Below are 24,979 nucleotides of genomic sequence, written 5' to 3'. Positions count from 1 at the left end.
ACATTAACACCAGCCGTTTTCGTAGTCACAATCCACGTATTTTTCGTCGTTTCCTGAGACCACATCAGCTGTCTTATAAAATTTCTCATTTTCAAAGGAATAACCGGACTTAAGCTCATATTCATTCATGCTTGTCATTTGGCCGATCATCTCATTTTCATGATATAACGAGAGCCGGCCATTTTGAAAGCGGCCTGTCACATCATTGGTGACATCGAGCTTTTGTTTGCTGAAAGCCATATTGGACACCTCCCATAACGTTAGCGTGTCCAATTGCCTTTGCAGCTATCCTGTTTTAGTCTTCTTGTGTCATCTCTTCGTACTGCTCTGCTGTCATCAGTTTTTCAATTTCAGAAGCGTCAGACGGCTCAACGACGATCATCCATGCTTTTTCGTACGGAGATTCGTTGACGAATTCCGGACTGTCATCAAGATCTTCGTTTACTTCCACAACAGTTCCGTTAATCGGCGCATAAAGCTCGGATACCGTTTTAACGGATTCAACGCTGCCGAATGGCTCGTCCGCTTTGATTTCAGCGCCGACTTCAGGAAGTTCGACAAACACGATGTCGCCTAGCTCAGACTGGGCAAAATGCGTAATTCCGATTCTGGCTTTTTCTCCTTCAACTTTTACCCACTCGTGTTCTCCTGAGTAACGCAAATCTTTAGGTATGCTCAATTGAATCCCTCCATTTTTTACAGCACTACAATAAGAAGATAACATACTTTTCAAAAAAAATTTACATTAAGCCCAGTTTTCTTCAAATTGGTCTTCTTTAAATCCGACTGTCACTTTTTCGCCGTCTGTTGTAAGTGGGCGTTTGATCAGCATTCCGTCTGAAGCCAGCAGTTCAAGCTGCTCGTCCTCCGACATGTGATACAGCTTTTCCTTGAGATTCAGCTCGCGGTATTTCATGCCGCTCGTGTTGAAAAATTTCTTGAGATCCAGCCCGCTTTTTTCATAAAGCGCTTTTAGTTCTTCTTTGCTCGGAGGCTGCTCTGCAATATGTATTTCGTTTATTTCTTTCCCATGCTCTTCAAGCCATTTCTTTGCTTTGCGGCACGTTCCGCATTTAGGGTACCAGTAAAAAGTTAACGACATCTTCTTCCCCCTCAATAAAATAATCGAGGTTATTTTAACACAGTTTGTTTTAAAAACCTAAAACAGTGCTTCTTAAAAAAGCTCCGCGCATGCGGAGCTCTTGGCCAATCAGACAATATATTTTTCAGCCTCAAAAACGCCCGCTGCCGCTTCGCGTTTTTTCTGAATGACGTTTTTAGGTGTTACGCGCGTGAGCTTGCGCAGAGCGGAAAGCATCATGCGGAGTGAATCTCCTTCTTCCATTGCGATGAGGGATTCCTTCGCGTGCGCTTCAATTTCGTTAAAGGCTTCTTGAACGAAAATTTCTGTATACAGCACCTTTTGCGCCGCTTTTTCTTCGCCTTGTGCGGCAATGGCCTTTTCCGTTCTGAGCACGGCTGATTCCATTGCATACACATTGCTGACGATATCCGCGACGTTGACGAGAATTTCTTGTTCGCGATCGATGGCTTTTCCGTATTTTTGCGCAGCGAGACCGGCAGCGAACAGCGCGATTTTTTTGGCTTGCTTGACAATATATTTCTCCTGCTCCAACACGCGGCTGCCAGGCTCTTCAGGCATAAGCATCATGAGTTCTTCCTGCAGCGACTGTGCTTTTTCAAATAGAGGCAGTTCGCCTTTGAGCGCTTTTTTCAGGAAGGTGCTTGGCACGATTAACCGGTTGATTTCGTTTGTGCCTTCAAAAATCCGATTGATCCTTGAATCCCTGTAGGCTCTTTCTACTTCGTACTCCTGCATAAAACCGTAGCCTCCATGAATCTGCACGCCTTCATCTACGATATAATCAAGCGTTTCAGAGCCAAATACCTTATTCAGAGAGCATTCGATGGCGTATTCGGCAATTGACTTGGCAATTTGCCGGCCGTCCTTGAGATCTTCGGCTGTAAACTGGCTCATATTGTCTTCAAACAGCCCAACAGTTCTGTACACAGAGCTTTCCATCGCGTACAGCCTTGATGCCATTGTCGCAATTTTTTCCTGGGTCAGCGAAAAGCTAGCAATCGGCGTTTTAAATTGGCGCCGCTGATTTGCGTATGCCGCAGACAGCTCGATTACCCGCTTAGATGCACCGATTGTGCCAACCGCCAGCTTGTAGCGGCCGATGTTTAAAATATTAAAGGCGATAAGATGCCCTTTGCCGATTTCTCCAAGCAGGTTTTCTTTCGGCACTTCAGCCTGGTCTAAAATGAGCGTTCTTGTCGATGATCCTTTGATTCCCATTTTCTTTTCTTCCGGACCCGTGGATACACCCGGGAAATCTTTTTCTACAATAAAGGCCGAGAACTTTTCGCCATCCACTTTAGCGTAAACGACAAATACATCAGCAAAGGCAGAGTTGGTAATCCACTGTTTTTCCCCGGTTAACATGTAATGCGTTCCTGCTTCATTCAGCACGGCTGTTGTTTTTGCTCCAAGCGCATCAGACCCAGAGCCAGGCTCAGTCAGTGCATAAGCAGCGATCTTTTCGCCTGAAGCGAGTCCAGGCAAATATGTTTTCTTTTGTTCTTCTGATCCGAAAAAGACGATCGGTAAGGAGCCGATGCCGACATGCGCGCCATAAGAAAGCGAAAAGCTTCCCGCACGCGAAAATTTTTCAGTGATGAGTGCCGAGCTGATTTTATCAAGGCCGAGCCCTCCGTATTCCTCAGGCACATCAGCGCCAAGCAGCCCAAGTTCGCCTGCTTTCTTCAACAGCCTGACGGAATGCTCGAATTGATGGTTTTCGATGTCATCTATATGAGGGAGAACATCCTGCTCAATGTAGTCCTCTGTTGTTTTCGCAATCATTTTATGCTCGTCAGTGAAATCCTCCGGTGTATACATTTGATCGTATGTGACATCCTCGATTAAGAAACCGCCGCCCTTTTGTACTTCAGCCGCTTTTTTTGCCATTTGTTTTTCCCCCTTTAGCATAATTCAAATACACCGGCCGCTCCCATCCCGCCGCCGATACACATTGTGACGACTCCAAATTGCTCGTTTCTCCGTTTCATTTCATGAATCAGTGAGAGTGTAAGCTTTGTACCCGTACAACCAAGCGGATGTCCAAGTGCGATTGCGCCCCCGTTGACATTCACTTTTTCTTCATCAATTCCCAGTTCCCTTATCACTTGAATGGCCTGTGATGCAAAAGCTTCGTTCAGTTCAAACAAGCCGATGTCCTGCAGTTGAAGCCCGGCAAGCTTCAAGGCACGCGGAATGGCTTCCACCGGTCCGATGCCCATCACTTCCGGCGGCACACCGCCTACTGCAAAGGAGCGGAATTTCACAAGCGGCGCCAAGCCCAGTGCTTCAGCTTTTTCCCGGTCCATCAGCATAACTGCCGCCGCTCCGTCACTCGTCTGCGAGGAATTGCCCGCAGTAACCGTTCCGTCAACGGAAAAAGCCGGACGCAATGTCGCTAAGATGTCTGTCGTCGTTTGCGGGCGAACGCCTTCATCCTGAGAAAACACAAACTGTGTTTCCTGAGGCTTATGGTTTTCTCCGATTTCTGTCACCGTCACTTCGACGGAAACAATCTCATCTTTAAATTTCCCCTCTGCAAGGGCTTTGGCCGCGTTCTGGTGGCTGCGAACGGCAAACGCATCCTGATCCTCGCGGGAGACGCCGTATTTTTTCGCGACCTGCTCGGCCGTGTGGCCCATGCTCATGTAATATTCCGGCGCCTTTTCTGCCAATGCGAGGTTCGGACGGGTCACATGCCCCATCATCGGAACCTGCGACATGGATTCTGCTCCGCCGGCGATCGCTGTATCGTAGGCGCCGAGCATAATTTTTTCTGCCGCATATGCGATGGACTGAAGACCTGAAGAGCAGTAGCGATTGACTGTAATTGCCGGGACCGTATACGGCAGTCCCGCAAGCGCGCCAATATTTCTCGCCATATTTAGTCCCTGTTCCGCTTCAGGTGTTGCACAGCCGATAATCAAATCGTCAATATTGCCTTCGTAGCCACCTGCCCGTTTCAGTGTTTCTTTTACACAAATCGCTCCCAAATCATCCGGACGAACGGTGGCCAACGATCCTTTTTTTGCTTTCCCAACCGGTGTTCTTGCACCTGACACTATGACTGCCTCTTTCATAAGCTCCCTCCTAATTCCGTAAAGGTTTACCTTTCACAAGCATATGCTGCATTCTCGCTTGAGATTTCGCCTCTCCTGCCAAACTCAAAAACGCTTCTCTCTCGATCTCCAATAAATACTCTTCATCAACCTCTGTACCGAACGGCACTTTTCCGCCGGCAATAACATAAGCGAGTTTTTTCGCGATCTTGAAATCATGCTCTGATATATAGCCGGACAGCTTCATTTGCTCAGCGCCAAGCAAGAGTGCCGCATAACCGGTTTCTCCCGCCACCTTAACCTTTTCTCTTACAGGCGGCCGCCAGCCAGTATCGTATAAAGATGCAGCCAGCTGCTTTGCATCGTAAAGCAGGTGGTCCTGATTCATGCTAATGTGATCCGTTTCTTTTAAGATGCTCATCTCACGAGCCTCTTGGGCGGAAGCGGATACTTTCGCCATCGCAATCGTTTCAAATGTTTTCATTGCGGCATTCATTGGATCAAGACCGCGGCGAAGATGGTTGATGTACAGCTCTTTGTTTCCTCCTCCGCCAGGAATGAGGCCGACGCCGGATTCCACAAGCCCCATATAGGCTTCGCTTGCTGCTTGAATACGCGCCGCCGGCAGACACACTTCCGTTCCGCCGCCGAGCGTCATGCCAAATGGCGCGGCGACAACCGGTTTCGCACTGTATTTGATCTTCATCATCGTCTCCTGGAAACGACGTATTACGAAATCAACTTCCAAAAAGTTGTCATCCTGGACTTCCATTAAGATCATGCCAAGATTCGCGCCGACGCAGAAATTTTTTCCTTGGTTGCCGATGACAAGGCCTTTGTAGTTCCGCTCTGTTTCCTCTAACGCTTTGTTGATCATTTGAATGATATCAAGGCCAATCGCATTGCTTTTCGAATGGAATTCGAGAAGGGCCACATCATCTCCAATGTCAATCAAGCTAGCTCCGCTATTTTTCGCAATCACACCGTTTGTTTCCTTGATCGCTTGTAAATGAATCCGTTTTTTGTTTTCTTTCACGGCTCTGTATTCGCCGCAGTCATAATAAAATACCGTTCCGTTCTCTTGGATGTAAAAGGTTTCATTTCCTTTGTCCAGCATGTCTTTGATCCAGCCAGGAATATCTGCTCCAAGCTGCTTAAACTTTTCTGCCGACTGCCTGAGGCCGATCGCATCCCACATTTCAAACGGGCCCAGCTCCCACCCGAATCCCCACTTCATGGCTTGGTCAATTGCATGAATATCATCGGCAATCTCACCAAGCAGTTCGGCTGAGTAAAGCAGGGTTTGTGATGTGATATTCCACAGCAATCTGCCGGCTCTGTCCTCCGAATAAATAAGCGCTTTCATTTTCGCTTTTGTCCCTTTTGCCTGTTTTGCCGCTTCAAGTGCCGGTGATTTCATTTTTGTCCGCTCGCCGTAAGTAAGCGTCACTGGGTCAAGCTCATAAATCGTTTTTCCTTCTTTTTTATAAAAGCCTTGGCCTGCCTTGCTTCCAATCCATCCTTTTTCCAGCATATCGTTCATGAAAACTGGCAGGCGGAACACTTCTTTCTCGTCTCCATCCGCTTTGTCATACACATTTCGGGCGACGTGGGCAAATGTATCGAGTCCGACAACATCAAGCGTTCTGAAGGTCGCGCTTTTCGGTCTGCCGATCAGCGGGCCCGTGATTGAATCGACTTCCCCGACCTGATAGCCGCCTTTCAGCATTTCTTGGACTGTGACGAGAAGCCCGTATGTTCCAATGCGGTTTGCGATAAAGTTCGGTGTGTCCTTTGCTGTAACAACGCCTTTTCCGAGGACATTTTCACCGAAAGCTGTCATAAACTTTAATATATCAGGGTCCGTTTCCTTAATCGGAATGATCTCCAGCAGCTTTAAATAGCGGGCGGGATTAAAAAAGTGCGTTCCAAGAAAATGAGCTTTAAAATCATCCGACCGGCCTTCAGCCATTTCCTGCACTGATATGCCGGAGGTGTTGCTTGAGACAATGCTTCCAGGCTTCCGGTGTTCATCCACAAGTGAGAAAATTTGCTTTTTAACTTCAAGGTTTTCGACAACGACTTCAATAATCCAATCTGCTTCTTTGAGCTTTGCTGCATCATCCTCCAGGTTGCCTGATGTGATATAGGAGGTATTTTTTGCTGATGTGAGGGGAGCGGGCTTTTGTTTCAGCAGTTTTTTCACCGCCTGCCGGCTCAGCCTGCTGCGCACCTCCGGACTGTCCTTCGTCAGCCCCCTATTTTCCTCTTCCTTTGTCAAATCGTTCGGCACAATATCAAGCAGCAGGACAGGAATTCCGATGTTAGCCAAATGCGCCGCAATCCCGGAACCCATTACCCCCGATCCTAAAACGGCTGCCTTCCGAATGTGTTTGTGCATGAGATATCCCCCTTGAACATTGAATGAATAGTCATTCATTTTTTGACCAAAAAAAATGAAACTCGTTTCTTCTTTCATCTTAAAAGATTTCCGGTCCGACTTCAATAGCTAATTTGTTATTTTTTTGTATGAAGCTTATAAAAGACGGGCAACTTAAGCCCGGAGGTGAAGGGAATGGTGCGAGAGAAAAAAAATCCGTCTTCAGCGCAAGTCAGCGCGGCGAGCGTAAAGGGAGATGCCGGTCCGACTCAGCATTACGGCGGCGGAAAACGGACAAGTCAAAATCAGCAGTATAAAAAACATAACATGGAACAATCATAATGCAGCTGCTTCCCGCGGCTGCTTTCACTTTTTCAAAATCCCTTTTAACACAAACGCTGCATTGGCGGGCCGTTCGGCAATTCTTCTCATAAAGTAGCTGAACCAGTCCGTTCCATATGGGACATACACACGCATTCTGTACCCTTCCTTGGCAAGTTCCTTCTGCCGCTCCGGCCTGATGCCGTAAAGCATTTGAAACTCAAATTGTGACGCTGGGATATAATGTTCAGCAATGAGCTGTTTCGTAAACGCAATGATGTCATCGTCATGTGTGGCGACAGCCGTGTAGTTCCCGCTTAACAGCTGCAGCTTTATTAGGCTCTGAAAATGAAGGTCTGTTCCTTTTTTGTCTGGAAACGCCACAGCCGCCGATTCTTTATAAGCGCCTTTCACAAGTCTGAGATTCGGCTTTAAGTCGCGCATATTTCTGATATCTTCTGCCGCCCGGTACAGATATGCCTGAATCACCGTACCTAGCATCTCAAATTCCTGTTTGCATTGCCTGTAGATAGCGAGTGTCTGTTCATAATGAGAATAGTCTTCCATATCAATGGTCACAGCAACACCATGTTGCTTCGCAACGGATAGAATAGCACGCAAATGAGATAGGGCAAGTTCTTCTGAAAGATCGAGCCCGATCGAGGTCAGCTTTAATGAAAGCTCTGAGTCCAATTGATGTTCTGCAATGGCTTGAATGGCTTTCTTGCATTCCTCTGCGACTTGATTTGCTTTTTTTTCTGAAGCGGCATACTCGCCTAAATAATCAATTGTTGCGCACAAACCGGATCTGTTTAGCCTTTTGACGGTCTTAACCGCCGACTCAATTGTATCTCCTGCGACAAACCTTCGTGCTCCAAGCCGCGTTCCGTATGCTTTGGCGAACTTGGTAAGTGTTTTATTTTGAGATAAGAATAAAAACACATGTCTTAACATCCGACTCCCTCCTGCCTTCATCTTCAAAACACCTGTATATAACTCCCAGCCTGAAGGAAACTATAAAATGAACAGAAATCAAAGGAGGATCACAATGGACAATCAGCAGCAATCTCAAATGCCGCCTTCCGTTATTTCGACAAAGGATCATTTGTATCTGAATGACATGCTGAACTGGAATTTGCTCGCGATGAAAAAAGCGCATTTCATGGCGCAGCAGTGCCAGGATCAATCGTTAAAACAAGAACTCGACCGCGTCGGACACATGCATCATGATCACTATCAAAGAATATTAAAGCATCTGCAGCCAGGCCAGCAGCAGTCCGGCTACATCCAATAAGGAGGCGCCAGAATGAATCAGCAAAATCAGAAAATCAGCAACCCGCAGACACCTGTACCGACAACTTCGGAGATGAATGACAGAGATTTCGTCAATGAATTGCTGACAACAGAAAAATACATGACAACAGCTTATTGCACAGCCTTGCACGAATTCAGCCACGAGTCTCTTTATCAGGATATTCAATCCATTTTTGATGAGTCACAAAAAGCGCAAAGAAAACTGTATGACCTCATGTTCCAATATGGATGGTATTCTGTTGAAGCGGAGGATGCCCAAAAGCTGCAGCAATCCTATCAAAAATTCCAGCAGACCATTCAGCAGCAGTCTCCTTATCAGCAGTAACAACATCAGCAAAAAGGATACGATGTTCTTCCGGGCATCTATCCTTTTTTTGTGTAAAATCAGTTGACTTTTCATTAATACTTATTTATATTTAATTAGCATTAACTATTTTGTAATCAAAATATAAATACAGTGTATGTAACAGAGGGGAAATGAATATGAAGAGTGCGGATCGGTTAATGTCCGATATTCAATTATCGCTTCAGGCGCTCTTTCAAAAGATACAGCCTGAAATGCTAGAAAGCATGGAAAAACAAGATGTCACTCCAGCACAGCTGTTTGTGCTGGCCAGCTTAAAAAAACACGGCAGCCTCAAAATTTCTGAAATTGCCGAACGTATGGAGGTTAAGCCAAGCGCGGTGACGCTAATGGCAGATCGCCTTGAACAAAAAAATCTCATCGCCAGAACACACAACACAAAAGACAGGCGAGTGATTGATCTCAGTCTTACTGATGAAGGAGACAGAAAGTTCGAGGAGGTTTTGGCGGGCAGAAAAGCCATTATGGCGCGATACCTTTCCTTCTTGACGGAGGAGGAAATGCTTCAGGCGGCGCATATTACAGAAAAGCTCGCAAAGGCTGTAGCGGAAACTGATGAAAAGCAAAACATGAAAGAAGGAAACGGATGAAATGAGTAATGAGGGCAAACAATCAAAACGAACGTTATTAATAACAGGCTTAATTATTGCCATGTTTTTTTCAGCTCTTGACGGTACCATTGTCGGAACGGCCATGCCGAAAATTGTCGGTGATCTGGGCGGTTTGAGCATGATGACCTGGCTGACAACTGCATATTTGTTAACATCAACAACCATTGTTCCAATTGCCGGTAAACTGGCCGATTTATTGGGACGCCGCATTGTCTATGTATCAGGTTTGATTATTTTTATGGCAGCTTCTGCTTTGTGCGGGATGGCCAACAATATGACAGAATTGATTATCTTCCGAGGACTGCAGGGAATCGGTGGAGGCATTATGATGCCGATGGCGATGATTGTCATCGGTGACTTGTTCACAGGAAAACAGCGTGCTAAATTCCAAGGGGTCTTTGGCGCGATTTACGGGCTAGCTTCAGTGATTGGGCCGCAAATCGGCGGCTGGATTGTAGACTCGCTAAACTGGAAATGGGTTTTCTATATTAACCTTCCAGTCGGAATTATTGCGGTTATTTTTATTGCCAGAGGATTACAGGGCCGCCAGCAGACTGGTCCGATCAACTTCGATATCGCTGGTATTTTCACGATGATTGTCGGGGTTGTCAGCCTCCTTCTCGCCCTAAGCTTTGGCGGAAAAGATTATGCGTGGGGTTCATGGCAGATTCTTGGCTTGTTCGCACTCGCGCTGATCGGCATTGTCAGCTTTATTATCGTAGAATCAAAAGCAAAAGAGCCTATCCTGCCAATGTATCTATTTAAAAACAGAACGTTTACATTTTTAAACCTGATCGGCTTCTTTATGAGTATCGGAATGTTTGGTGCAATTACGTTTGTTCCTTTCTTTATGCAGGGAATTGTCGGTGTAAGCGCGTCTGAATCAGGCACGATTATGACACCGATGATGATCTCTATGATTATTACAAGTATTATCGGCGGCCAGCTAGTTTACAAAGTCGGCATTAAACCGCAAATCATTACAGGCATGCTGGTTATGGCCGGAGGATTCCTGCTGTTAACGACTTTGGATCTTGATACGAGCAAACTTATCGCTACATCGTATATGGCGATTATTGGTCTGGGAATGGGTCTGGTTATGCCGATTCTGACGCTCGCTTTACAGGAAAGCTTTTCGAAGGAGGAGCTTGGGGTTGTCACCTCTTCCAGCCAATTCTTCCGTTCTATCGGAGGAACATTCGGCATTACCATGCTGGGAGCCGTAATGAATGCGAGATCTGGAAGTTTATTAACAGATAAACTGGTGCCGTACTTAGACTCACTTCCGGCACAGGCAAGCTCATTTGCCGCCCAGCTAAAGGGTATGATTGATACAAATCCGCAAGGGCTACTGCAATCACTGTTCAGCCCGGACGCAATCAAACAAATCCCTGCGGCTTTCTCATCCCATATTATGCCGATATTAAAAACATCGTTGATGGATTCGCTCCACAGCGTGTTTTATACAGGCCTGATCTTTATCGCGGTCGGAGCCGTATTTACTTTGTTCTTAAAACCTATCAAACTATCAAACAAGAAAACGGGAGAACAAGTAAAAGAGAAAGCGGCACAAGCCGTTGAATCACCTTCCCATTAATAGACCACCCCGCGGGTATCAATCCGCGGGGTTTTATTATTCAATCATCTGGGCCCTTCCATTTCCGAAAGACCAATCCTCATCCTGATTTCCGGCCAGCATGATAAACACATCTTCTTTTCTTACGCCAAGCTCGGAATGAATCCGGCTTGCGATTGAGCGGTAAAGTGCTCTTTTCTGTTCAGTTGTTCTTGACTGTTTCAACGTAAAATGAATGTATATCAGTTCATCGGTGCGCTCGACCTGCAGATAAGACGGATCGTAAAAAAATTCATTATTTTCATATTGCCTGATGACTTGAAAGTAGTCATCTTCCGGCACATTAATTTCTTCGATCATCGATTGGTGAATGGCTCTGCTTAGTTTTTGAAGCCACGCTTCACTTCTTCCTGCCCGTAAATGAATCTGTACAAATGGCATCATCCGCATCTCCTCTCTTTACAACGTCTGGCCGCTGTCAATTGTGATGATTTGGCCTGTGAGTGATTCATGTTCAACAAGCGAACAGATCAATTTGGCAACATCTTCTGGTTCAGCGATACGTTGTAACAGCAAAGTGCCGATCATGCTTTTCATTTTTTCTTCCCGGCCAGCCCACCATCTCGTTGCGACAGCTCCCGGTGCTACACCGCTCACTCTGATTTCGGGCGCTAAGGCGTGGGCCAATGATTTCGTTAAACCGTGCACCGCCGATTTTGACACTGCATAAGGCATAGATGAACCCGCCCCGGTTAACCCTGCGATGCTGCCGACGTTTACGATCGCTCCAGCCTTGCTTTTCTTCATGAACGGAGCCACTGCCCTCGCGCAGAAAAACATCCCTTTCACATTGACAGCGTATAACTCATCCCAGATGTCTTCTGTCGCAGCTTCAAGGTCATCCATTGGAATGTGCCGTGTAATGCTGGCATTGTTGATTAAAACATCAATCGGGCCGTATATTTTCACGATCAATCGAACCATATCCTGCACTTCGCTGTTTTTTGATACATCCGCTTGGATGGCGAAGGCTCGCCCTCCATCTCTTTGAATCATTTCTACTGTTTCCTCCGCTTCGGATTGCGAACGTGAATAATTCACCGCAACAATTGCTCCGCGTTTTGCCAATTCCATACTGGCTGCTCGTCCGATTCCTGTGCCGCCCCCCGTTACGAGAGCTATTTTGTTCATTACATTCATTGCCGCCACTCCTTGCTGTTGATTAACATCTCTTGCTGATTCCATTGTAATCCAGGTTGGATGTTACGTATAATGATTGTTAAAGATACTTGCTATCACTCAGATTGATTGCAAACCCGAACGGAGGCGTTCAAAATGGAAAGCGGAGATTTACGTGTGTTTCAAATGGTAGCCCGTGAAGGCTCCATTACGAAAGCAGCCGTGCAGCTTGGCTATGTGCAATCGAATGTCACGGCCAGAATTCAGCAATTGGAAGCAGAGCTGGGCACCATTCTGTTTTTGCGCCATAATCGGGGCATGACACTTTCTGCAAGCGGAAAACTGCTGCTCGACTACGCAAATAAAATTATTGGCCTGCTGGATGAAGCGTCTAAAGCGCTCTCATCTACCGTAGAGCCAAGCGGGCCGCTTATGATCGGTTCCACTCAGACAACCGCCGCGGTAAGGCTTCCGAAGCTTCTGGCTTCTTATTATGAAGAACATCCTAACGTCCAGCTGTCTTTAACAACAGGACATACACAATTCCTTCTTGATAAAGTTCTCCGGTATGAATTGGATGGCGCGTTTATCGGATGCGAATGTAATCACCCTGAACTCGAATCCTATCCTGCATTTGAGGAAGAACCAGTGGTTGTTTCGGCTGCTTCCATATTAGATACAGAGGAAGCCATTACAAAGCCGATTCTCGTTTACAGCACAGGCTGTTCGTATCGAGAGACACTTGAAAAATGGCTGCGCTCTGCCGGAGTCACACAGCCGGTCATTATGGAATTTGGTACGCTTGAAGCGATTATCGGCGGGGTTACAGCAGGTCTTGGCATCTCGTTGCTGCCGAGAACGGTTGTACAGAAACACGAGGCTGAAGGATCGATTCGGCTGTACCCGCTGCCTGAAACTCTCAGGCAGATGAAAACAGAATTTATTGTCCGTAAAGATTCGTTTATCAGCAGCGCGCTGCGGACCTTTATGGATTCCTTTGCGCCAGATAAAACGGCAGAATCACAAAAAAGCAGTCTGCGATAATTGGCAGACTGCTTTTTTAGCTATTGTTTGTTTCGATGCGCTTCATTTAATTCCTTAATATGCTGAATGATATCTTTAATGCCCTGCTTCGCATCAGGATATGTCGCATTCCAATGCTTAGCGAGCGGCGGCATGCTTTTGGCTATATGCGTGTACAAAATCCATTGCTTCACTTCTTCTTTTAGCTCATTGTTTGTGTCACCAAGCAGAAGCTCAGTATACTTCTCCAGCAATCCATCCAGCTGCTCCTGAAGTTTTTGTTCCATTTTCCATCTTCCTTTCGAAAAAACAGCAAGGAGCTTTCTCATGTGAAAGCTCCTTTCGCTGACGTTATTTATCCATGTGATGTGAAAGCCGCTTCCTGGACAATGCATCTGCCCCTGCCATGAGGAATGCAAAGAGGCGTTCCGAACAGCGGGTCCTGTGTGACCTGACAGTTCATAGAAAACACATTTTGCACAAGATCACAAGTGATGACTTCTTCCGGACGGCCTTCAGCATAAATACGTTTATCTTTTATGGCCACAAGATGATGCGCATATCGGCATGCTAAGTTTAAGTCATGGAGAACCATGACAATCGTCCGCTCTTCCTTTTCATTTAACTCAAACAACAAATCAAGAATTTCAATTTGGTGCGTCATGTCTAAATACGTCGTCGGCTCGTCTAGAAGGATGATATCGGTCTCCTGCGCAAGCGTCATCGCGATCCAAGCCCGCTGGCGCTGTCCGCCTGACAAAGAATCGACGGCGCGGTCAGCCATGTCCTCAAGCTTTGTTGCTTTAAGCGCTCGCTCAACTGCTTCCTCATCCTCTTTTGACCATTGTTTCAGCCAGTTTTGATAAGGATATCTTCCTTGCTTCACCAGCTGATGTACAGTCAGCCCCTCTGGAGCCGAAGGACCCTGCGGCAGGATTGCGAGCTCTTTTGCGACTTCCTTCGTTGGAAGCTTGGCAATCGCTCTTCCTTCCAGCAGCACTGAACCGCCTCTCGGCTTCATCAAACGCGCTAATGAACGTAAAAGTGTCGATTTTCCGCAGCCGTTGCTGCCAATAAATACGGTAATTTCACCTTTGGGAATTGTTAAATTCAACTCTTCAATAATAACGGCATCCCCGTATCCTAAGCTCAGCGTTTCTGTAGAAATTGCACTCATACCCATAACCGCTCCTTTTTGCTGGCTTTTTAGCAGCACTATGTATTGCACGTTTTCTATATACATGCGATTTAAGTCAATTGTCATCAATGCAAGTGATTTGATATTCAGCCATTTGATATGGTCATATATCTCTCATTGTAGCAGAAAACAATGACTTTGAAAATCATTTTCAATTAGCTTTTTGGACATAATTGGCGTTTATGGGTTATTTATTACAAGGTTATTTCTTAATTTCTCTGACTGATCCGTTCTTCAGCTTCAGCTTTAAGTTGATATGATCATAATGGGAGTCCAGATTAAATGCTGCCAGCACACTCTGGATCACTTCTGTTTCTGCCATTTGGTCTGTCACGGAAAGCTCGCTCAAGATCATTTTCATCTCATCTAATGCTTCTTCTCCCTCCTGTTTGACGCCGGAGAGCTTATCCTGTATTTCCGCAGTTTCCTGAGTTCCGTTTTTTGTATATATGCTTTCATAACGATTATGCTCACCATCTCCGTAGCTCACGCGAAGCGAGAAATTGCTGTAAGGAACGGACTTCTGCTGGGTGACGGCTGTATTTTCTCCTTCTGCCTGCTGCTGATCTTCATTGAGACGGCAGCCCGCAATCAGAACCACTGCGAGACAAACAGCCCCGGCTGCTCTGATCAAACGCATATGTTTCCCCCCTGTAGGATTCCATTTATTTTAGGTATATCCAGAGAACGAAATCCTCATTCAGAGGAGAATTGAAAAAGCCGGGGCGTATAACGCCACGGCTTCAGCGTGTCGACAAATGCTCGCCCTTCCTAAACTTCAAGGGTTTTCATTCACGCTCAAAAGATTCAGTCAGTTGCAAAAAGGCTTCCGCGTCACGCACGGCAAGCTTGATGGCATTTTCCCAGAAATCGCGCTTCGTGATGTCGGCACCCAAATGCTTCATCGCCAAATCTTCCACGGTCATAGAAGCCGTATCGCGCAATAGCGCAATATACTTCTCTTCGAACGCGTTTTTTTCTTCAAGCGCCAGTGCGTAAATGCCGAGAGAAAACAGATAGCCGAACGTATAAGGGAAATTGTAAAACGGCACTCTCGTGATATGGAAGTGCAGCTTTGATGCCCAAAAGAGCGGATGGTACTCCCCTAACGAATTGCAGTATGCCTCTCTTTGTGCCTCTTCCATCAGCTCATTCAAACGGCCGGCCGGGACGACTCCCCGCTTTCGTTCTTCGTAAAATCTCGTTTCGAATAGGAACCTGGCGTGGATATTCATGAAAAATGCTACGCTTCTTTGCACTTTATCCTCGAGAAGGACAAGCTTTTCTTCCTTCGTCTCCGCCTGCTGGACAGTCGCGTCCGCCACAATCATCTCAGCAAACGTTGAGGCCGTTTCCGCAACGTTCATGGCGTAGGACCGGTTTAACGGCCTGACGTTGAGCATCGCTTCCTGATGGAACGCGTGTCCGAGCTCATGTGCAAGCGTTGAGACATTTGAGGCACTTCCCGAAAACGTCATGAAAATCCGCGATTCTCCGCTGTCCGGAAAGCTCGTGCAAAAACCGCCGACTCTTTTTCCGCTCCTGTCTTCCGCTTCAATCCAGCGGTCCCGAAACGCTTTTTCTGTGAAAGAGGACAGCTTCTTGCCAAACGTTGAAAACTGGCTGACAATGACATTTGCGGCTTCATCATATGAATAGACCTTTCCATCAGAACCAATTGGGGCCTCAACATCGTACCAGCTAAGCTTTTCAAGGCCGAGCATGGATGCTTTCCGGTTCAAAAACTGAACGAACGGCTGCTTGTTTTCAGTGATGACCTGCCACATCGTATCCAGTGTTTCTTTTTTCATCCTGTTGATCTGCAAAGGCTCCTTCAGGACATTCTCCCAGCCGCGCGCTTTATAGGTTTCAAGCCGGAACCCTGCTAAATGATTGAGCGTGTTGCTGAAAATATCCTGCTTGCTTTCCCAAGCTTGATGCAAACGTTCATATATTGTTTTTCTGACAGCGCGGTCTTGATGGCCCATCACATTTTCAGCCTGACCGACAGACAATTGCTTGTTCACACCGTTTTCCTCATACGGTATCGTCATTTTTCCGACAACCATATTGTATAAGTCACTCCAAGCATGATATCCGTCCACCGCAAGGTTTCCAATCAGTTTTTCTTTACCCGGGCTAAGCTTTTCGGCAACCCTCTGCCTTCTTTCATTTAATATGTACGATACATCGCGTAATCCCGGCTTTGTTAACAATTCATTCCACACGTTTTGTTCAATGGCCACCAGTTTATGATCTAATGTGACGAGGGATGATTGAAAATCTGCGGAAATCCGATTCATGAGTGACTGATGCTCAGTAGCCTTTTGATCACTGATATTCTGGGCCTGAAGGCATGCAACAAAAGCACCGGCTTGCTGAAGCTTGACAGATGTCCGCTCGAATAAATCAAGCAAAGCAATCAGTCCTTCAGCATCTTCAGGCGATTGAGGCACCTGAAACGCATCAGTCATGTCTTGAAATGCACTCAGACTTTGTGACAGCTTCTCGATATATCCTTTGAATTCTTCTGATTGGCTCCCTCCCTTAAAAAATGAATCAAGATCCCATCTTTGGTCTACCCCTTGCAGCGCCATCATACAAAACCCCTTTCCTTCTTTCGTTTTATTATAGAACAATTCTGAATTATTGTATAAAAATTTCTTTTATAGGCGTCATTTTCCGTTCATGATTGTACAATAGCTGTAGTAGTTAAATAGGAGGTATATCATGAATAAAAAAATCGCGATCGTAACAGGAGCGTCAAGAGGCTTTGGTCAGCTGGCAGCCGTAAAGCTCGCCAAGTCATTTTTCGTGATTGCCACAACAAGACAGCCTGAGAAAGCTGAACAGCTTCGGGAATTGGCCGCAGCACACAATGTGGCTGATTCTATTCACATTACCGCTCTCGACGTCACAGATGAGCAGTCCATAGCCTCATTCGGAAAAGCCATTAGTGCTTACGCTCCTATTGATCTTCTCGTCAACAACGCCGGAACGGCTTACGGAGGATTTGTCGAGGATGTGCCAATGGAACATTTCAGACAACAATTTGAAACGAATGTCTTCGGAGTGATTCATGTGACAAAAACCGTTCTGCCTTACATAAGAAAGCATAGTGGAGCAAAGATTATAAACGTGAGCAGCATCAGCGGTCTGACCGGATTCCCTGCGTTGTCGCCTTATGCATCTTCCAAGCATGCATTGGAGGGTTTTTCTGAGAGCCTGCGTGTGGAGCTGCTTCCGTTCGGTATCCAAACCGCTTTGATCGAGCCAGGCTCATACAGGACATCGATCTGGTCCACATCATTATCAAATTATATGTCGGTGCCTGCTGACGATTCAGCCTATCATCAATACTATAAAAAGATCCTTTCCTACGTTGAAAAAAACGCAGATGAAAGTGGAGATCCTCAAGAGGTTGCCGACCTCATTTATCAATTGGCAACAAAACAGCACGTAAAGAAATTGCGATACCCGATCGGAAAAGGCATCAAGCTTACCTTGTTATTCCGATCGCTTTTTCCTTGGTCTGCGTGGGAATCTATCCTGAAGAAAAAACTATTCAGTTCATCTAAATTATAATTATTATAATTTAGTATTGATTTTTAATTAATACGTGGTATAATTAAATTAACAGATCACAAGGAGGACGTAACTTATGAAAACTGAAAATGCAAAAACAAATCAAACATTAGTTGAGAATTCAATGAACACACAATTATCAAACTGGTTCCTTTTATACTCTAAGCTCCACCGTTTCCATTGGTATGTAAAAGGGCCGCATTTCTTTACACTGCATGAGAAATTTGAAGAACTGTATGACCATGCGGCTGAAACAGTCGATACCATTGCTGAACGCCTGCTGGCGATCGGCGGACAGCCTGTTGCCACATTGAAAGAATACACTGAGCATGCGTCTATCACAGACGGCGGAAATGAAACATCAGCGTCAGAAATGGTACAAGCATTGGTAAACGACTACAAACAAATCAGCAGCGAATCTAAATTCGTGATCGGCCTGGCAGAAGAAAATCAAGATAATGCGACAGCGGACTTGTTTGTCGGATTAATTGATGAAGTTGAAAAACAAGTGTGGATGCTTTCCGCTTACTTAGGATAAAAAAGCTGAACCCTTTTCGGGTTCAGCTTTTTAATTACCGCTTAGCTTGAGCTGCTTTCTGTCTGCTTGGTCAGTGTCACGTTTAACGTTTTCGTTTTTCCGTTCCGCAGCACTTGAATTGTCGTTTTATCTCCGACCTTCAAGTCTTTGTATAGGATCTGACGAATATCCGCACTGCTTTCCACGTCTTTCCCGTTTAGTTTGACAATGACATCCTCAGATTTGATGCCGGCTTTTGCCGCAGGTGAATTTCCTTGAACTCCTTTTACATAAACACCTTTTCCTAATTGATCTCCAAACAGGCCGAGTGTATTTTCCTGGTACGTTTCAGGAACTTGAGACATATCAATCATTTGCACGCCTAAAAACGGACGATCTACCTTCCCGTTTTCCAGCAGCTGGTCAACAATCGGTTCGACATCATTGCTCGGGATCGCAAATCCAAGTGACTCCACGCCGCTTTCGCTCACCTTCAAACTGTTGATGCCGATGACCTGGCCGCTTGCATTGATTAACGGGCCTCCGCTGTTTCCCGGGTTGATCGCTGCGTCAGTTTGCAGCACGTTCATTTCCACCGTACCTTGTGTTGTATCCACATCAATCGTCCGATTCAATCCGCTGATAATGCCTTGTGTCACCGTACCGGAAAACTGCTGTCCGAGCGGGTTTCCGATGGCGATGACCTTTTCGCCCGTGCGCAGCTGTGAAGAGTCACCGAAGCTCGCCACTTTTTTGACGTTCTTGCTGCTGATTTCCAGAACAGCCAAATCAGTTATAGTATCACTGCCGACCAGCTTGGCAGTCTCCGTTTCTCCGTTGTAAAGCGTGACAGTCAATTTATTTGCGCCTTCAACGACATGGTTGTTTGTAATGATATACGCTTTATTGCTGTCTTTTTTGAAAATGACGCCTGACCCCGTTCCACTTTCACTTTCTGAGCTCGAGCCGCCTCCTGTGCCGAATGTGTTATTTTGCGAGGTTTGGATATTTGAGATTCCGACAATCGTCGGCTCTAAATCCTCCACCATATCAGCGACGTTTGAAGCGTTAGTGATCGGTGTCGTTTTAAAATTATCTGACTGCACCTGTTTATTTGCAGAAACGGCCTCGGTCGCCTGATTTTGGTCTGATGGCAGATAAGGCGCGATGCCGAGCATCAGACCCCCGCCGATAATCCCGCCTAAAATCGGGCTCAGCCATGCGGCTCTCCGTTTCTTTTCTTTTTTCACAGCCGTTTCTGTCTTTTCCATTTCTAAAGCAGAAGCCGTTTCATGTTTTCCCGCTTCATACGAAACAGGCGCGTCAAGCAATTTCTGTTCAGTATGTTCAATCGGCTGCCGGTTATTTGTATTCTGATGTTCTGTATGTGAAGATTCTGTTTGATGTTGATCGTTTTGGTCATCACGTCGATAATCCATGTTCTTACACTCCTTTAACGGTTTTTCATTTATCGTTACATATTCATCACATGTACAAGTTCAATTGTGCCAATGATGAGGAGAAAAGCAAAGCACCAAAATAGAATATGTTTGATCATTCTACATCTTCCTCGCTCTTTTTCTCTTCCTTTCTTCCCTTATACATATCATAAACAAACATTGTGGGATAAAAATGAAAAGAATATGTGAAATTATGAAAATTGTCTGCCGTATGTTAAAACTAGTTTATAATGACGTTGAAAGGATGTGAAGAGCCTTGTCATACACCATTTATCTAGTTGAAGATGAGGATAACCTGAATGAACTGCTGACGAAGTATTTAGAGAATGAGGGCTGGAACATTACATCTTTTACGAAAGGCGAAGACGCCAGAAAGAAAATGACGCCGTCTCCCCACCTGTGGATTCTCGATATCATGCTGCCGGATACCGACGGCTATACATTAATAAAAGAAATTAAAGCGAAAGATCCTGACGTGCCGGTCATTTTTATTTCCGCCCGAGATGCAGATATTGACAGAGTGCTTGGCTTAGAGCTTGGCAGCAATGACTACATTTCAAAGCCGTTTCTGCCGCGGGAGCTGATTATACGTGTACAAAAGCTGCTGCAGCTCGTTTATAAGGAAGCTCCGCCTGTACAAAAAAACGAAATCGCCGTCTCCTCGTATCGGGTCGCTGAAGACGCCCGCGAGGTCTATGATGAAAACGGAAATATCATCAATTTGACGTCTAAGGAATTTGATCTGCTGCTATTATTTATCCATCATAAAGGACATCCATACTCACGTGAGGATATTCTCGTAAAAGTATGGGGTCATGACTACTTCGGAACAGACCGGGTCGTTGATGACCTCGTCCGGAGACTGCGCAAAAAGATGCCTGAATTGAAGGTGGAGACGATTTACGGGTTCGGCTACAGGATGATGACATCATGAAAAACAAGCCTCTCTCGTTTCAAATATGGGTTGTCATATCCGGCATCCTGTTAGGGATATCCCTTTTACTGCTTGTGTTATTTTCAAACACGCTGCGCGATTTCTTTACCAATGAAACGTATACGACGATTGAAAATGAGCAGCATGTTCTGACGGAATACCGCCTGCCGGGTTCAATTGAACGGCGCTATTACAGCGAGGAAGCTACGGCACCGACAACCGTTCGCTCCGTACAGCACGTGCTTCTGCCTGAAAATGAAGATGCTTCTTCAGACAGGGATTTAAGCATTCTCTCGTCTTCGTTTATCCATAAAGTGTACAAGCTGGCCGATAAACAGGAGGACAAAAAGAAACGGTACAGCGCCGACGTCAATGGAGAGAAAGTATTTTTTGTCATTAAAAAGGGACTTTCCGTCAATGGACAATCAGCTATGATGCTCTCTTACGCGCTTGATTCTTATCGGGACGATCTGGCCTATACCCTGTTCAAACAGCTTCTGTTTATTATAGCCGTTGTCATTTTATTAAGCTGGATTCCGGCCATTTGGCTTGCGAAGTATTTATCAAGGCCTCTCGTGTCATTTGAAAAGCACGTCAAACGGATTTCCGAACAGGATTGGGATGACCCAGTGATAGTGGATCGGAAAGATGAGATCGGCAAATTGGGCCATACCATCGAAGAGATGCGCCAAAAGCTTGTGCAAAAGGACGAAACAGAAAGAACCCTATTGCAAAATATCTCTCACGATCTAAAAACGCCGGTTATGGTCATCAGAGGCTATACGCAATCGATTAAAGACGGAATTTTCCCTAAAGGAGATCTTGAAAATACAGTAGATGTCATTGAAGGCGAAGCCCTTAAGCTGGAGAAAAAAATAAAGGATTTATTATATTTAACGAAGCTGGATTATTTAGCGAAGCAAAAAGTGCAGCACGACATGTTCAGCATCGTGGAAGTGACAGAAGAAGTCATCGAAAGACTGAAGTGGGCGCGGAAAGAATTATTGTGGGAAATTGATGTAGAAGAAGACATTCTGATGCCGGGCGATCCGGAGCAATGGAACAAACTCCTTGAAAATATTCTAGAAAATCAAATCCGCTATGCTGAGACAAAGATAGAAATCAGCATGAAACAAGATGATCGGAATATCGTGATCACCATTAAAAATGACGGACCGCATATTGAAGATGAGATGCTCTCCAGCCTCTATGAGCCTTTTAATAAAGGGAAGAAAGGCGAATTCGGCATTGGTCTAAGCATTGTAAAACGAATTTTAACTCTTCATAAGGCGTCTATCTCAATTGAAAATGACAAAACGGGTGTAACATACCGCATAGCAGTGCCAAAATAGACTGTAGATGTTTTTGCAGTCTATTTTTTTATGTGAAAGAATAGCCGTTAAAATCTCTGTAATTTGTTTTGAGCGGCTGTTTGCATTGATGAACCCATTTTTTCTCTGACAAAGTCTGCTTCGGATATTTGACTTTCTCCACTTTGATTCCTCTGTTTCGCAAGCGGCTGATCATTTCGTCCAATTCTCTCATTCTAGATTCACCCTTTCGCTTGAGCTTTGACCATTCGGTCATCTCAATTTATAATATAAATAATACATGATAAAAAAACAAGTTACAATAAGGTTAATTTTATAACAGAAGGTGTGACTATATGGTCATATCCTGCGCAGGCCTCCGGGCTCCGAAAGGGTGGAACCATTGAAGGAAAAAGAAAAGCTGATTATTGAAACAGCCTTAAAACTATTTGCCCAAAAAGGATACAACTCAACATCAGTTCAGGAAATCGCAAAAGAATGCAAAATATCTAAAGGCGCTTTTTATATTTATTTTCCTTCGAAAGAAGCGCTTCTTCTGTCTATGCTGAACTACTATTATGATAAAACGTTTACCCGAATTTTAAATATTAAAACGAAGGGCGACAGCCCCAGAACGGCTTACCGTAAACAGCTGACCGTGCTCTATGAAAACATCCTTGAACACAAGGATTTTATCGGCATGCAGATGAAGGAAAGTTCTCTGCCTTACACGGAGGAAGTAGAGCAATGCGCAAAAAAAATCCGCCAGTCCTCACTTCAATTTCATATCGACAGCCTGCTGAACATTTATGGAAAAAAAGCGGAACCGTATACTGCAGAGCTTTGTTTTTTAATAGAGGGCATCAGCCAGATTTACCTGGAATGCATGATTTTGTTCGGCTATAATGTGAAGCCGGATCAATTAGCCGATATCATTATTAATAGAATTGATGATATGGTAAAAGGCATGTCTGAACGTAACGATAAGCCTTTCATCACATTGGAAGAGGCAAGCTCTTTATTTGGGCCTCTTACGCACGGACGGCCTGATCCGCTGACTGAATCGATTGTGAAAAGCCTTCGTGACAAAATTAACAGCTTAAACACAAACTCCTCTCTTGAATTATCGGAGAGCTTGGACATACTTGAAGCAGAAATGAAGAAAAAAACACCGAAGCTGGCGATCATAAAAGGAATGATCCATAACCTGACGGAGTCTGAAGCTCTCGCCAAAGATGCGGAGCAGCTTAAATATCTATTAAAACAACAACATATTTAGAAGAACGGCTGCTTAAAAAGCAGCCGTTTTTTCTTTCTCTTACGCCTTTGGTTTTACCATATCTTCCGGCTTAACCATTTCGTTAAATTGCTCCTCTGTCAGCAATTCAAGCTTCAAAGCCGCTTCTTTCAGCGTCAATCCCTCTTTATGGGCGAGCTTGGCGATTTTCGCCGCGTTTTCATATCCAATATGCGGGTTTAGCGCCGTAACAAGCATTAATGAATTTGACAGGTTTTCCTGAATGGTTTCTTTGTCAGGCTCAATACCGACAGCACATTTATCATGGAATGAATTCATGCCGTCACTCAGCAGCTGTACAGATTGCAGGAAGTTGTAAATGATAACAGGCTTAAACACGTTCAGTTCAAAGTTCCCTTGACTCGCCGCAAAGCCGATTGTCGCATCGTTCCCCATGATTTGCGCAGCGATCATTGTCAATGCTTCACTTTGTGTCGGGTTGACTTTACCAGGCATAATGGAGCTGCCCGGCTCATTTTCAGGAATGGCGATCTCCCCGATGCCGCAGCGAGGTCCGCTTGCAAGCCATCTGACATCGTTTGCGATTTTCATTAAGTCAGCCGCAAGCGCTTTTAAAGCGCCATGCGCATAAGTGATTTCATCATGGCTTGTCAGCGCGTGGAATTTGTTCGGCGAGCTGCTGAACGTTTGGCCAGTCAGTTTTGTGATCTCTTCTGAAACAAGCTCTCCAAACTCTGGATGAGCGTTGATTCCCGTTCCGACAGCCGTTCCACCAATTGCAAGCGCACGCATTTTATCTGTCGCTTCCAAAATCATTTCCTTCGAACGGTCCAGCATGTAAACCCATCCGCTGATTTCCTGTCCAAGTGTCAGAGGCGTAGCATCCTGAAGGTGCGTGCGTCCGATTTTGACAATATCGTTGTATGCTTTCGCTTTTTCATCCAATGTATTGCGAAGCTGGTCAAGCGCAGGCACAAGCTGCTCGTAAACAGCCAATACAGCGGCAACATGCATCGCTGTCGGGAATGTGTCGTTTGAGCTTTGGCTGCGGTTCACGTCATCATTTGGATGAATCGTTTGATCAGAGTTCTTTTCTTTTAATAAAGCAGTCGCACGGTTGGCTACCACTTCGTTCATGTTCATATTGCTTTGTGTGCCGCTTCCGGTCTGCCATACGACAAGCGGGAAATTGTCATCATATTTGCCTTTGAGCACATCATCACAAACCGCTGCAATCGCTTCCGCTTTTTCCGCGTCCAGATTGCCAAGGCGTTTATTAGCGAGAGCTGTGCTTCGTTTTAATATTGCAAACGCCTTCACAACACGCATCGGCATTTTTTCAGAACCGATCTTAAAGTTCTCCTTGCTTCGCTGTGTTTGGGCGCCCCAAAATTTATCAGCAGGAACTTTTACTTCTCCCATGGTGTCTCGTTCAATTCTGTATTCCATTTATGTATCCCTCCATAACGGTTGCTTCAATAGATCATAATTCGCCAGTGGTACAAAAAATCCTTTTTATTTTTCGATCTTGGCAGATTTTAATTTTAATTCAAGATATACGCGGGAATCCTTTGAATATTTGTACTTCGGATTCGTCCTGCCGTACTCCTTTGATGTATAAGAGACATCATAATGCTTTTCAAATGATCTGATGAGCTGTTCAATTTCTTCTTGTTTTCCAGCAAGCCTTACCTGTGCCACTTCGTATCCTCCGCTTTCATAAAAAACTTACACCATGAAATACTCTAACACAGTATATCATTTTTTTAACAGGAAAAGATAACC

General features: G+C 45.2%; 28 protein-coding genes. 11 read left to right on the top strand and 17 right to left on the bottom strand.

Going from position 1 to position 24,979, the window contains the following annotated elements; all coding sequences use genetic code 11:
• Window positions 1–3: 3 nt before the first annotated feature.
• The 6 genes from Q5C82_RS11575 to Q5C82_RS11550 all read right to left on the bottom strand — a co-directional run bounded on the left by Q5C82_RS11575 (window position 4) and on the right by Q5C82_RS11550 (window position 6,565).
• Entirely contained in the window at window positions 4–240 is a 237-nt protein-coding gene (locus Q5C82_RS11575) for a YusG family protein (RefSeq protein WP_003222783.1), read from the bottom strand.
• A 55-nt stretch (window positions 241–295) separates the two neighbouring features.
• On the bottom strand, window positions 296–679 hold the full coding sequence (gcvH, locus tag Q5C82_RS11570) for a glycine cleavage system protein GcvH (RefSeq protein ID WP_003222781.1): 384 nt from the start codon (window positions 677–679) through the stop codon (window positions 296–298).
• Window positions 680–745: 66 nt separating this feature from the next.
• Window positions 746–1,102: an arsenate reductase family protein gene (locus tag Q5C82_RS11565; RefSeq protein ID WP_003222779.1), complete on the bottom strand. Its 357-nt coding sequence runs from the start codon at window positions 1,100–1,102 to the stop codon at window positions 746–748.
• A gap of 108 nt (window positions 1,103–1,210) precedes the next feature.
• Window positions 1,211–2,995, bottom strand: a complete 1,785-nt coding sequence (gene fadE, locus Q5C82_RS11560) for an acyl-CoA dehydrogenase FadE (protein ID WP_003222778.1) — start codon at window positions 2,993–2,995, stop codon at window positions 1,211–1,213.
• A gap of 14 nt (window positions 2,996–3,009) precedes the next feature.
• On the bottom strand, window positions 3,010–4,185 hold the full coding sequence (locus tag Q5C82_RS11555; RefSeq protein ID WP_003222776.1) for an acetyl-CoA C-acetyltransferase: 1,176 nt from the start codon (window positions 4,183–4,185) through the stop codon (window positions 3,010–3,012).
• A gap of 10 nt (window positions 4,186–4,195) precedes the next feature.
• Window positions 4,196–6,565 carry a 3-hydroxyacyl-CoA dehydrogenase/enoyl-CoA hydratase family protein gene (locus tag Q5C82_RS11550; protein WP_003222774.1) on the bottom strand — a complete coding sequence of 790 codons (2,370 nt, stop codon included), beginning with the start codon at window positions 6,563–6,565 and terminating at the stop codon, window positions 4,196–4,198.
• A 174-nt stretch (window positions 6,566–6,739) separates the two neighbouring features.
• Here Q5C82_RS11550 and Q5C82_RS11545 point away from each other — a divergent pair, with 174 nt between their 5' ends.
• Entirely contained in the window at window positions 6,740–6,886 is a 147-nt protein-coding gene (locus Q5C82_RS11545) for a YuzL family protein (RefSeq protein ID WP_003222772.1), read from the top strand.
• A 24-nt stretch (window positions 6,887–6,910) separates the two neighbouring features.
• Here Q5C82_RS11545 and Q5C82_RS11540 read toward each other — a convergent pair whose 3' ends face one another.
• Entirely contained in the window at window positions 6,911–7,819 is a 909-nt protein-coding gene (locus Q5C82_RS11540) for a proline dehydrogenase family protein (protein WP_003222771.1), read from the bottom strand.
• A gap of 94 nt (window positions 7,820–7,913) precedes the next feature.
• Between Q5C82_RS11540 and Q5C82_RS11535 the strand changes: the two genes are divergently transcribed.
• The 4 genes from Q5C82_RS11535 to mdtP all read left to right on the top strand — a co-directional run bounded on the left by Q5C82_RS11535 (window position 7,914) and on the right by mdtP (window position 10,751).
• The gene (locus tag Q5C82_RS11535) at window positions 7,914–8,159 is read left to right on the top strand and encodes a hypothetical protein (RefSeq protein WP_003222768.1); all 246 of its coding nucleotides are present in this window, start codon (window positions 7,914–7,916) and stop codon (window positions 8,157–8,159) included.
• Between the two features lie 12 nt (window positions 8,160–8,171).
• Entirely contained in the window at window positions 8,172–8,504 is a 333-nt protein-coding gene (locus tag Q5C82_RS11530; protein WP_003222766.1) for a spore coat protein, read from the top strand.
• A 158-nt stretch (window positions 8,505–8,662) separates the two neighbouring features.
• The gene (gene mdtR, locus Q5C82_RS11525) at window positions 8,663–9,133 is read left to right on the top strand and encodes a MarR family transcriptional regulator MdtR (protein ID WP_003222763.1); all 471 of its coding nucleotides are present in this window, start codon (window positions 8,663–8,665) and stop codon (window positions 9,131–9,133) included.
• 1 nt (window position 9,134) lies between these two features.
• The gene (gene mdtP, locus Q5C82_RS11520; RefSeq protein WP_003222761.1) at window positions 9,135–10,751 is read left to right on the top strand and encodes a multidrug efflux MFS transporter MdtP; all 1,617 of its coding nucleotides are present in this window, start codon (window positions 9,135–9,137) and stop codon (window positions 10,749–10,751) included.
• Between the two features lie 36 nt (window positions 10,752–10,787).
• Here mdtP and Q5C82_RS11515 read toward each other — a convergent pair whose 3' ends face one another.
• Both Q5C82_RS11515 and Q5C82_RS11510 read right to left on the bottom strand, forming a co-directional pair.
• Entirely contained in the window at window positions 10,788–11,171 is a 384-nt protein-coding gene (locus tag Q5C82_RS11515; RefSeq protein WP_003222760.1) for a tautomerase family protein, read from the bottom strand.
• An 18-nt stretch (window positions 11,172–11,189) separates the two neighbouring features.
• Window positions 11,190–11,930: an SDR family NAD(P)-dependent oxidoreductase gene (locus Q5C82_RS11510; protein WP_003222758.1), complete on the bottom strand. Its 741-nt coding sequence runs from the start codon at window positions 11,928–11,930 to the stop codon at window positions 11,190–11,192.
• A 135-nt stretch (window positions 11,931–12,065) separates the two neighbouring features.
• On the opposite strand from Q5C82_RS11510, the gene Q5C82_RS11505 reads away from it, so the two are divergent.
• Window positions 12,066–12,953 (top strand): LysR family transcriptional regulator, encoded by an 888-nt coding sequence (locus Q5C82_RS11505; RefSeq protein ID WP_003222755.1) that lies wholly within the window; start codon window positions 12,066–12,068, stop codon window positions 12,951–12,953.
• A gap of 20 nt (window positions 12,954–12,973) precedes the next feature.
• Here the strand turns inward: Q5C82_RS11505 and Q5C82_RS11500 are convergent, their stop codons facing one another.
• The 4 genes from Q5C82_RS11500 to Q5C82_RS11485 form a co-directional block, all read right to left on the bottom strand.
• On the bottom strand, window positions 12,974–13,261 hold the full coding sequence (locus Q5C82_RS11500) for a YusU family protein (protein WP_014115097.1): 288 nt from the start codon (window positions 13,259–13,261) through the stop codon (window positions 12,974–12,976).
• 26 nt (window positions 13,262–13,287) lie between these two features.
• Entirely contained in the window at window positions 13,288–14,115 is an 828-nt protein-coding gene (locus Q5C82_RS11495) for an ABC transporter ATP-binding protein (protein ID WP_079996453.1), read from the bottom strand.
• A 217-nt stretch (window positions 14,116–14,332) separates the two neighbouring features.
• Complete coding sequence (locus tag Q5C82_RS11490; RefSeq protein WP_003221696.1) at window positions 14,333–14,770, bottom strand: YusW family protein; 438 nt, start codon at window positions 14,768–14,770, stop codon at window positions 14,333–14,335.
• A 148-nt stretch (window positions 14,771–14,918) separates the two neighbouring features.
• Entirely contained in the window at window positions 14,919–16,727 is a 1,809-nt protein-coding gene (locus tag Q5C82_RS11485) for a M3 family oligoendopeptidase (protein WP_003221694.1), read from the bottom strand.
• 133 nt (window positions 16,728–16,860) lie between these two features.
• On the opposite strand from Q5C82_RS11485, the gene Q5C82_RS11480 reads away from it, so the two are divergent.
• Together Q5C82_RS11480 and mrgA are read left to right on the top strand one after the other, a co-directional pair.
• Window positions 16,861–17,715, top strand: a complete 855-nt coding sequence (locus tag Q5C82_RS11480) for an oxidoreductase (protein ID WP_003221691.1) — start codon at window positions 16,861–16,863, stop codon at window positions 17,713–17,715.
• Window positions 17,716–17,791: 76 nt separating this feature from the next.
• A complete protein-coding gene (gene mrgA / locus Q5C82_RS11475; protein ID WP_003221689.1) occupies window positions 17,792–18,253 on the top strand; it encodes a metalloregulation DNA-binding stress protein MgrA in 462 nt (153 codons plus the stop codon).
• A gap of 41 nt (window positions 18,254–18,294) precedes the next feature.
• On the opposite strand, the gene htrB is transcribed toward mrgA, so the two are convergent.
• The gene (gene htrB / locus Q5C82_RS11470) at window positions 18,295–19,671 is read right to left on the bottom strand and encodes a serine protease Do-like protein HtrB (RefSeq protein ID WP_003221687.1); all 1,377 of its coding nucleotides are present in this window, start codon (window positions 19,669–19,671) and stop codon (window positions 18,295–18,297) included.
• Between the two features lie 277 nt (window positions 19,672–19,948).
• On the opposite strand from htrB, the gene cssR reads away from it, so the two are divergent.
• Together cssR and cssS are read left to right on the top strand one after the other, a co-directional pair.
• Window positions 19,949–20,626 (top strand): secretion stress-responsive two-component system response regulator CssR, encoded by a 678-nt coding sequence (cssR, locus tag Q5C82_RS11465; protein ID WP_003221685.1) that lies wholly within the window; start codon window positions 19,949–19,951, stop codon window positions 20,624–20,626.
• A complete protein-coding gene (cssS, locus tag Q5C82_RS11460) occupies window positions 20,623–21,978 on the top strand; it encodes a secretion stress-responsive two-component system sensor histidine kinase CssS (protein ID WP_003221683.1) in 1,356 nt (451 codons plus the stop codon). The genes cssR and cssS overlap by 4 nt, the downstream gene beginning before the upstream one ends.
• A gap of 28 nt (window positions 21,979–22,006) precedes the next feature.
• On the opposite strand, the gene spxO is transcribed toward cssS, so the two are convergent.
• The gene (gene spxO, locus Q5C82_RS11455; RefSeq protein ID WP_003221681.1) at window positions 22,007–22,171 is read right to left on the bottom strand and encodes an anti-adapter protein SpxO; all 165 of its coding nucleotides are present in this window, start codon (window positions 22,169–22,171) and stop codon (window positions 22,007–22,009) included.
• Window positions 22,172–22,339: 168 nt separating this feature from the next.
• Here spxO and Q5C82_RS11450 point away from each other — a divergent pair, with 168 nt between their 5' ends.
• Window positions 22,340–23,215: a TetR/AcrR family transcriptional regulator gene (locus tag Q5C82_RS11450; RefSeq protein ID WP_003221679.1), complete on the top strand. Its 876-nt coding sequence runs from the start codon at window positions 22,340–22,342 to the stop codon at window positions 23,213–23,215.
• Window positions 23,216–23,254: 39 nt separating this feature from the next.
• Here the strand turns inward: Q5C82_RS11450 and fumC are convergent, their stop codons facing one another.
• Window positions 23,255–24,643 carry a class II fumarate hydratase gene (gene fumC / locus Q5C82_RS11445; RefSeq protein ID WP_003221678.1) on the bottom strand — a complete coding sequence of 463 codons (1,389 nt, stop codon included), beginning with the start codon at window positions 24,641–24,643 and terminating at the stop codon, window positions 23,255–23,257.
• Window positions 24,644–24,709: 66 nt separating this feature from the next.
• Window positions 24,710–24,895, bottom strand: a complete 186-nt coding sequence (locus Q5C82_RS11440; protein WP_003221676.1) for a YvzF family protein — start codon at window positions 24,893–24,895, stop codon at window positions 24,710–24,712.
• Window positions 24,896–24,979: the final 84 nt, after the last annotated feature.

Source organism: uncultured Bacillus sp. (assembly GCF_958411575.1).
GTDB classification, from domain to species: Bacteria; Bacillota; Bacilli; order Bacillales; family Bacillaceae; genus Bacillus; species Bacillus spizizenii.
This window is presented reverse-complemented; position numbering and strand designations above follow the sequence as displayed.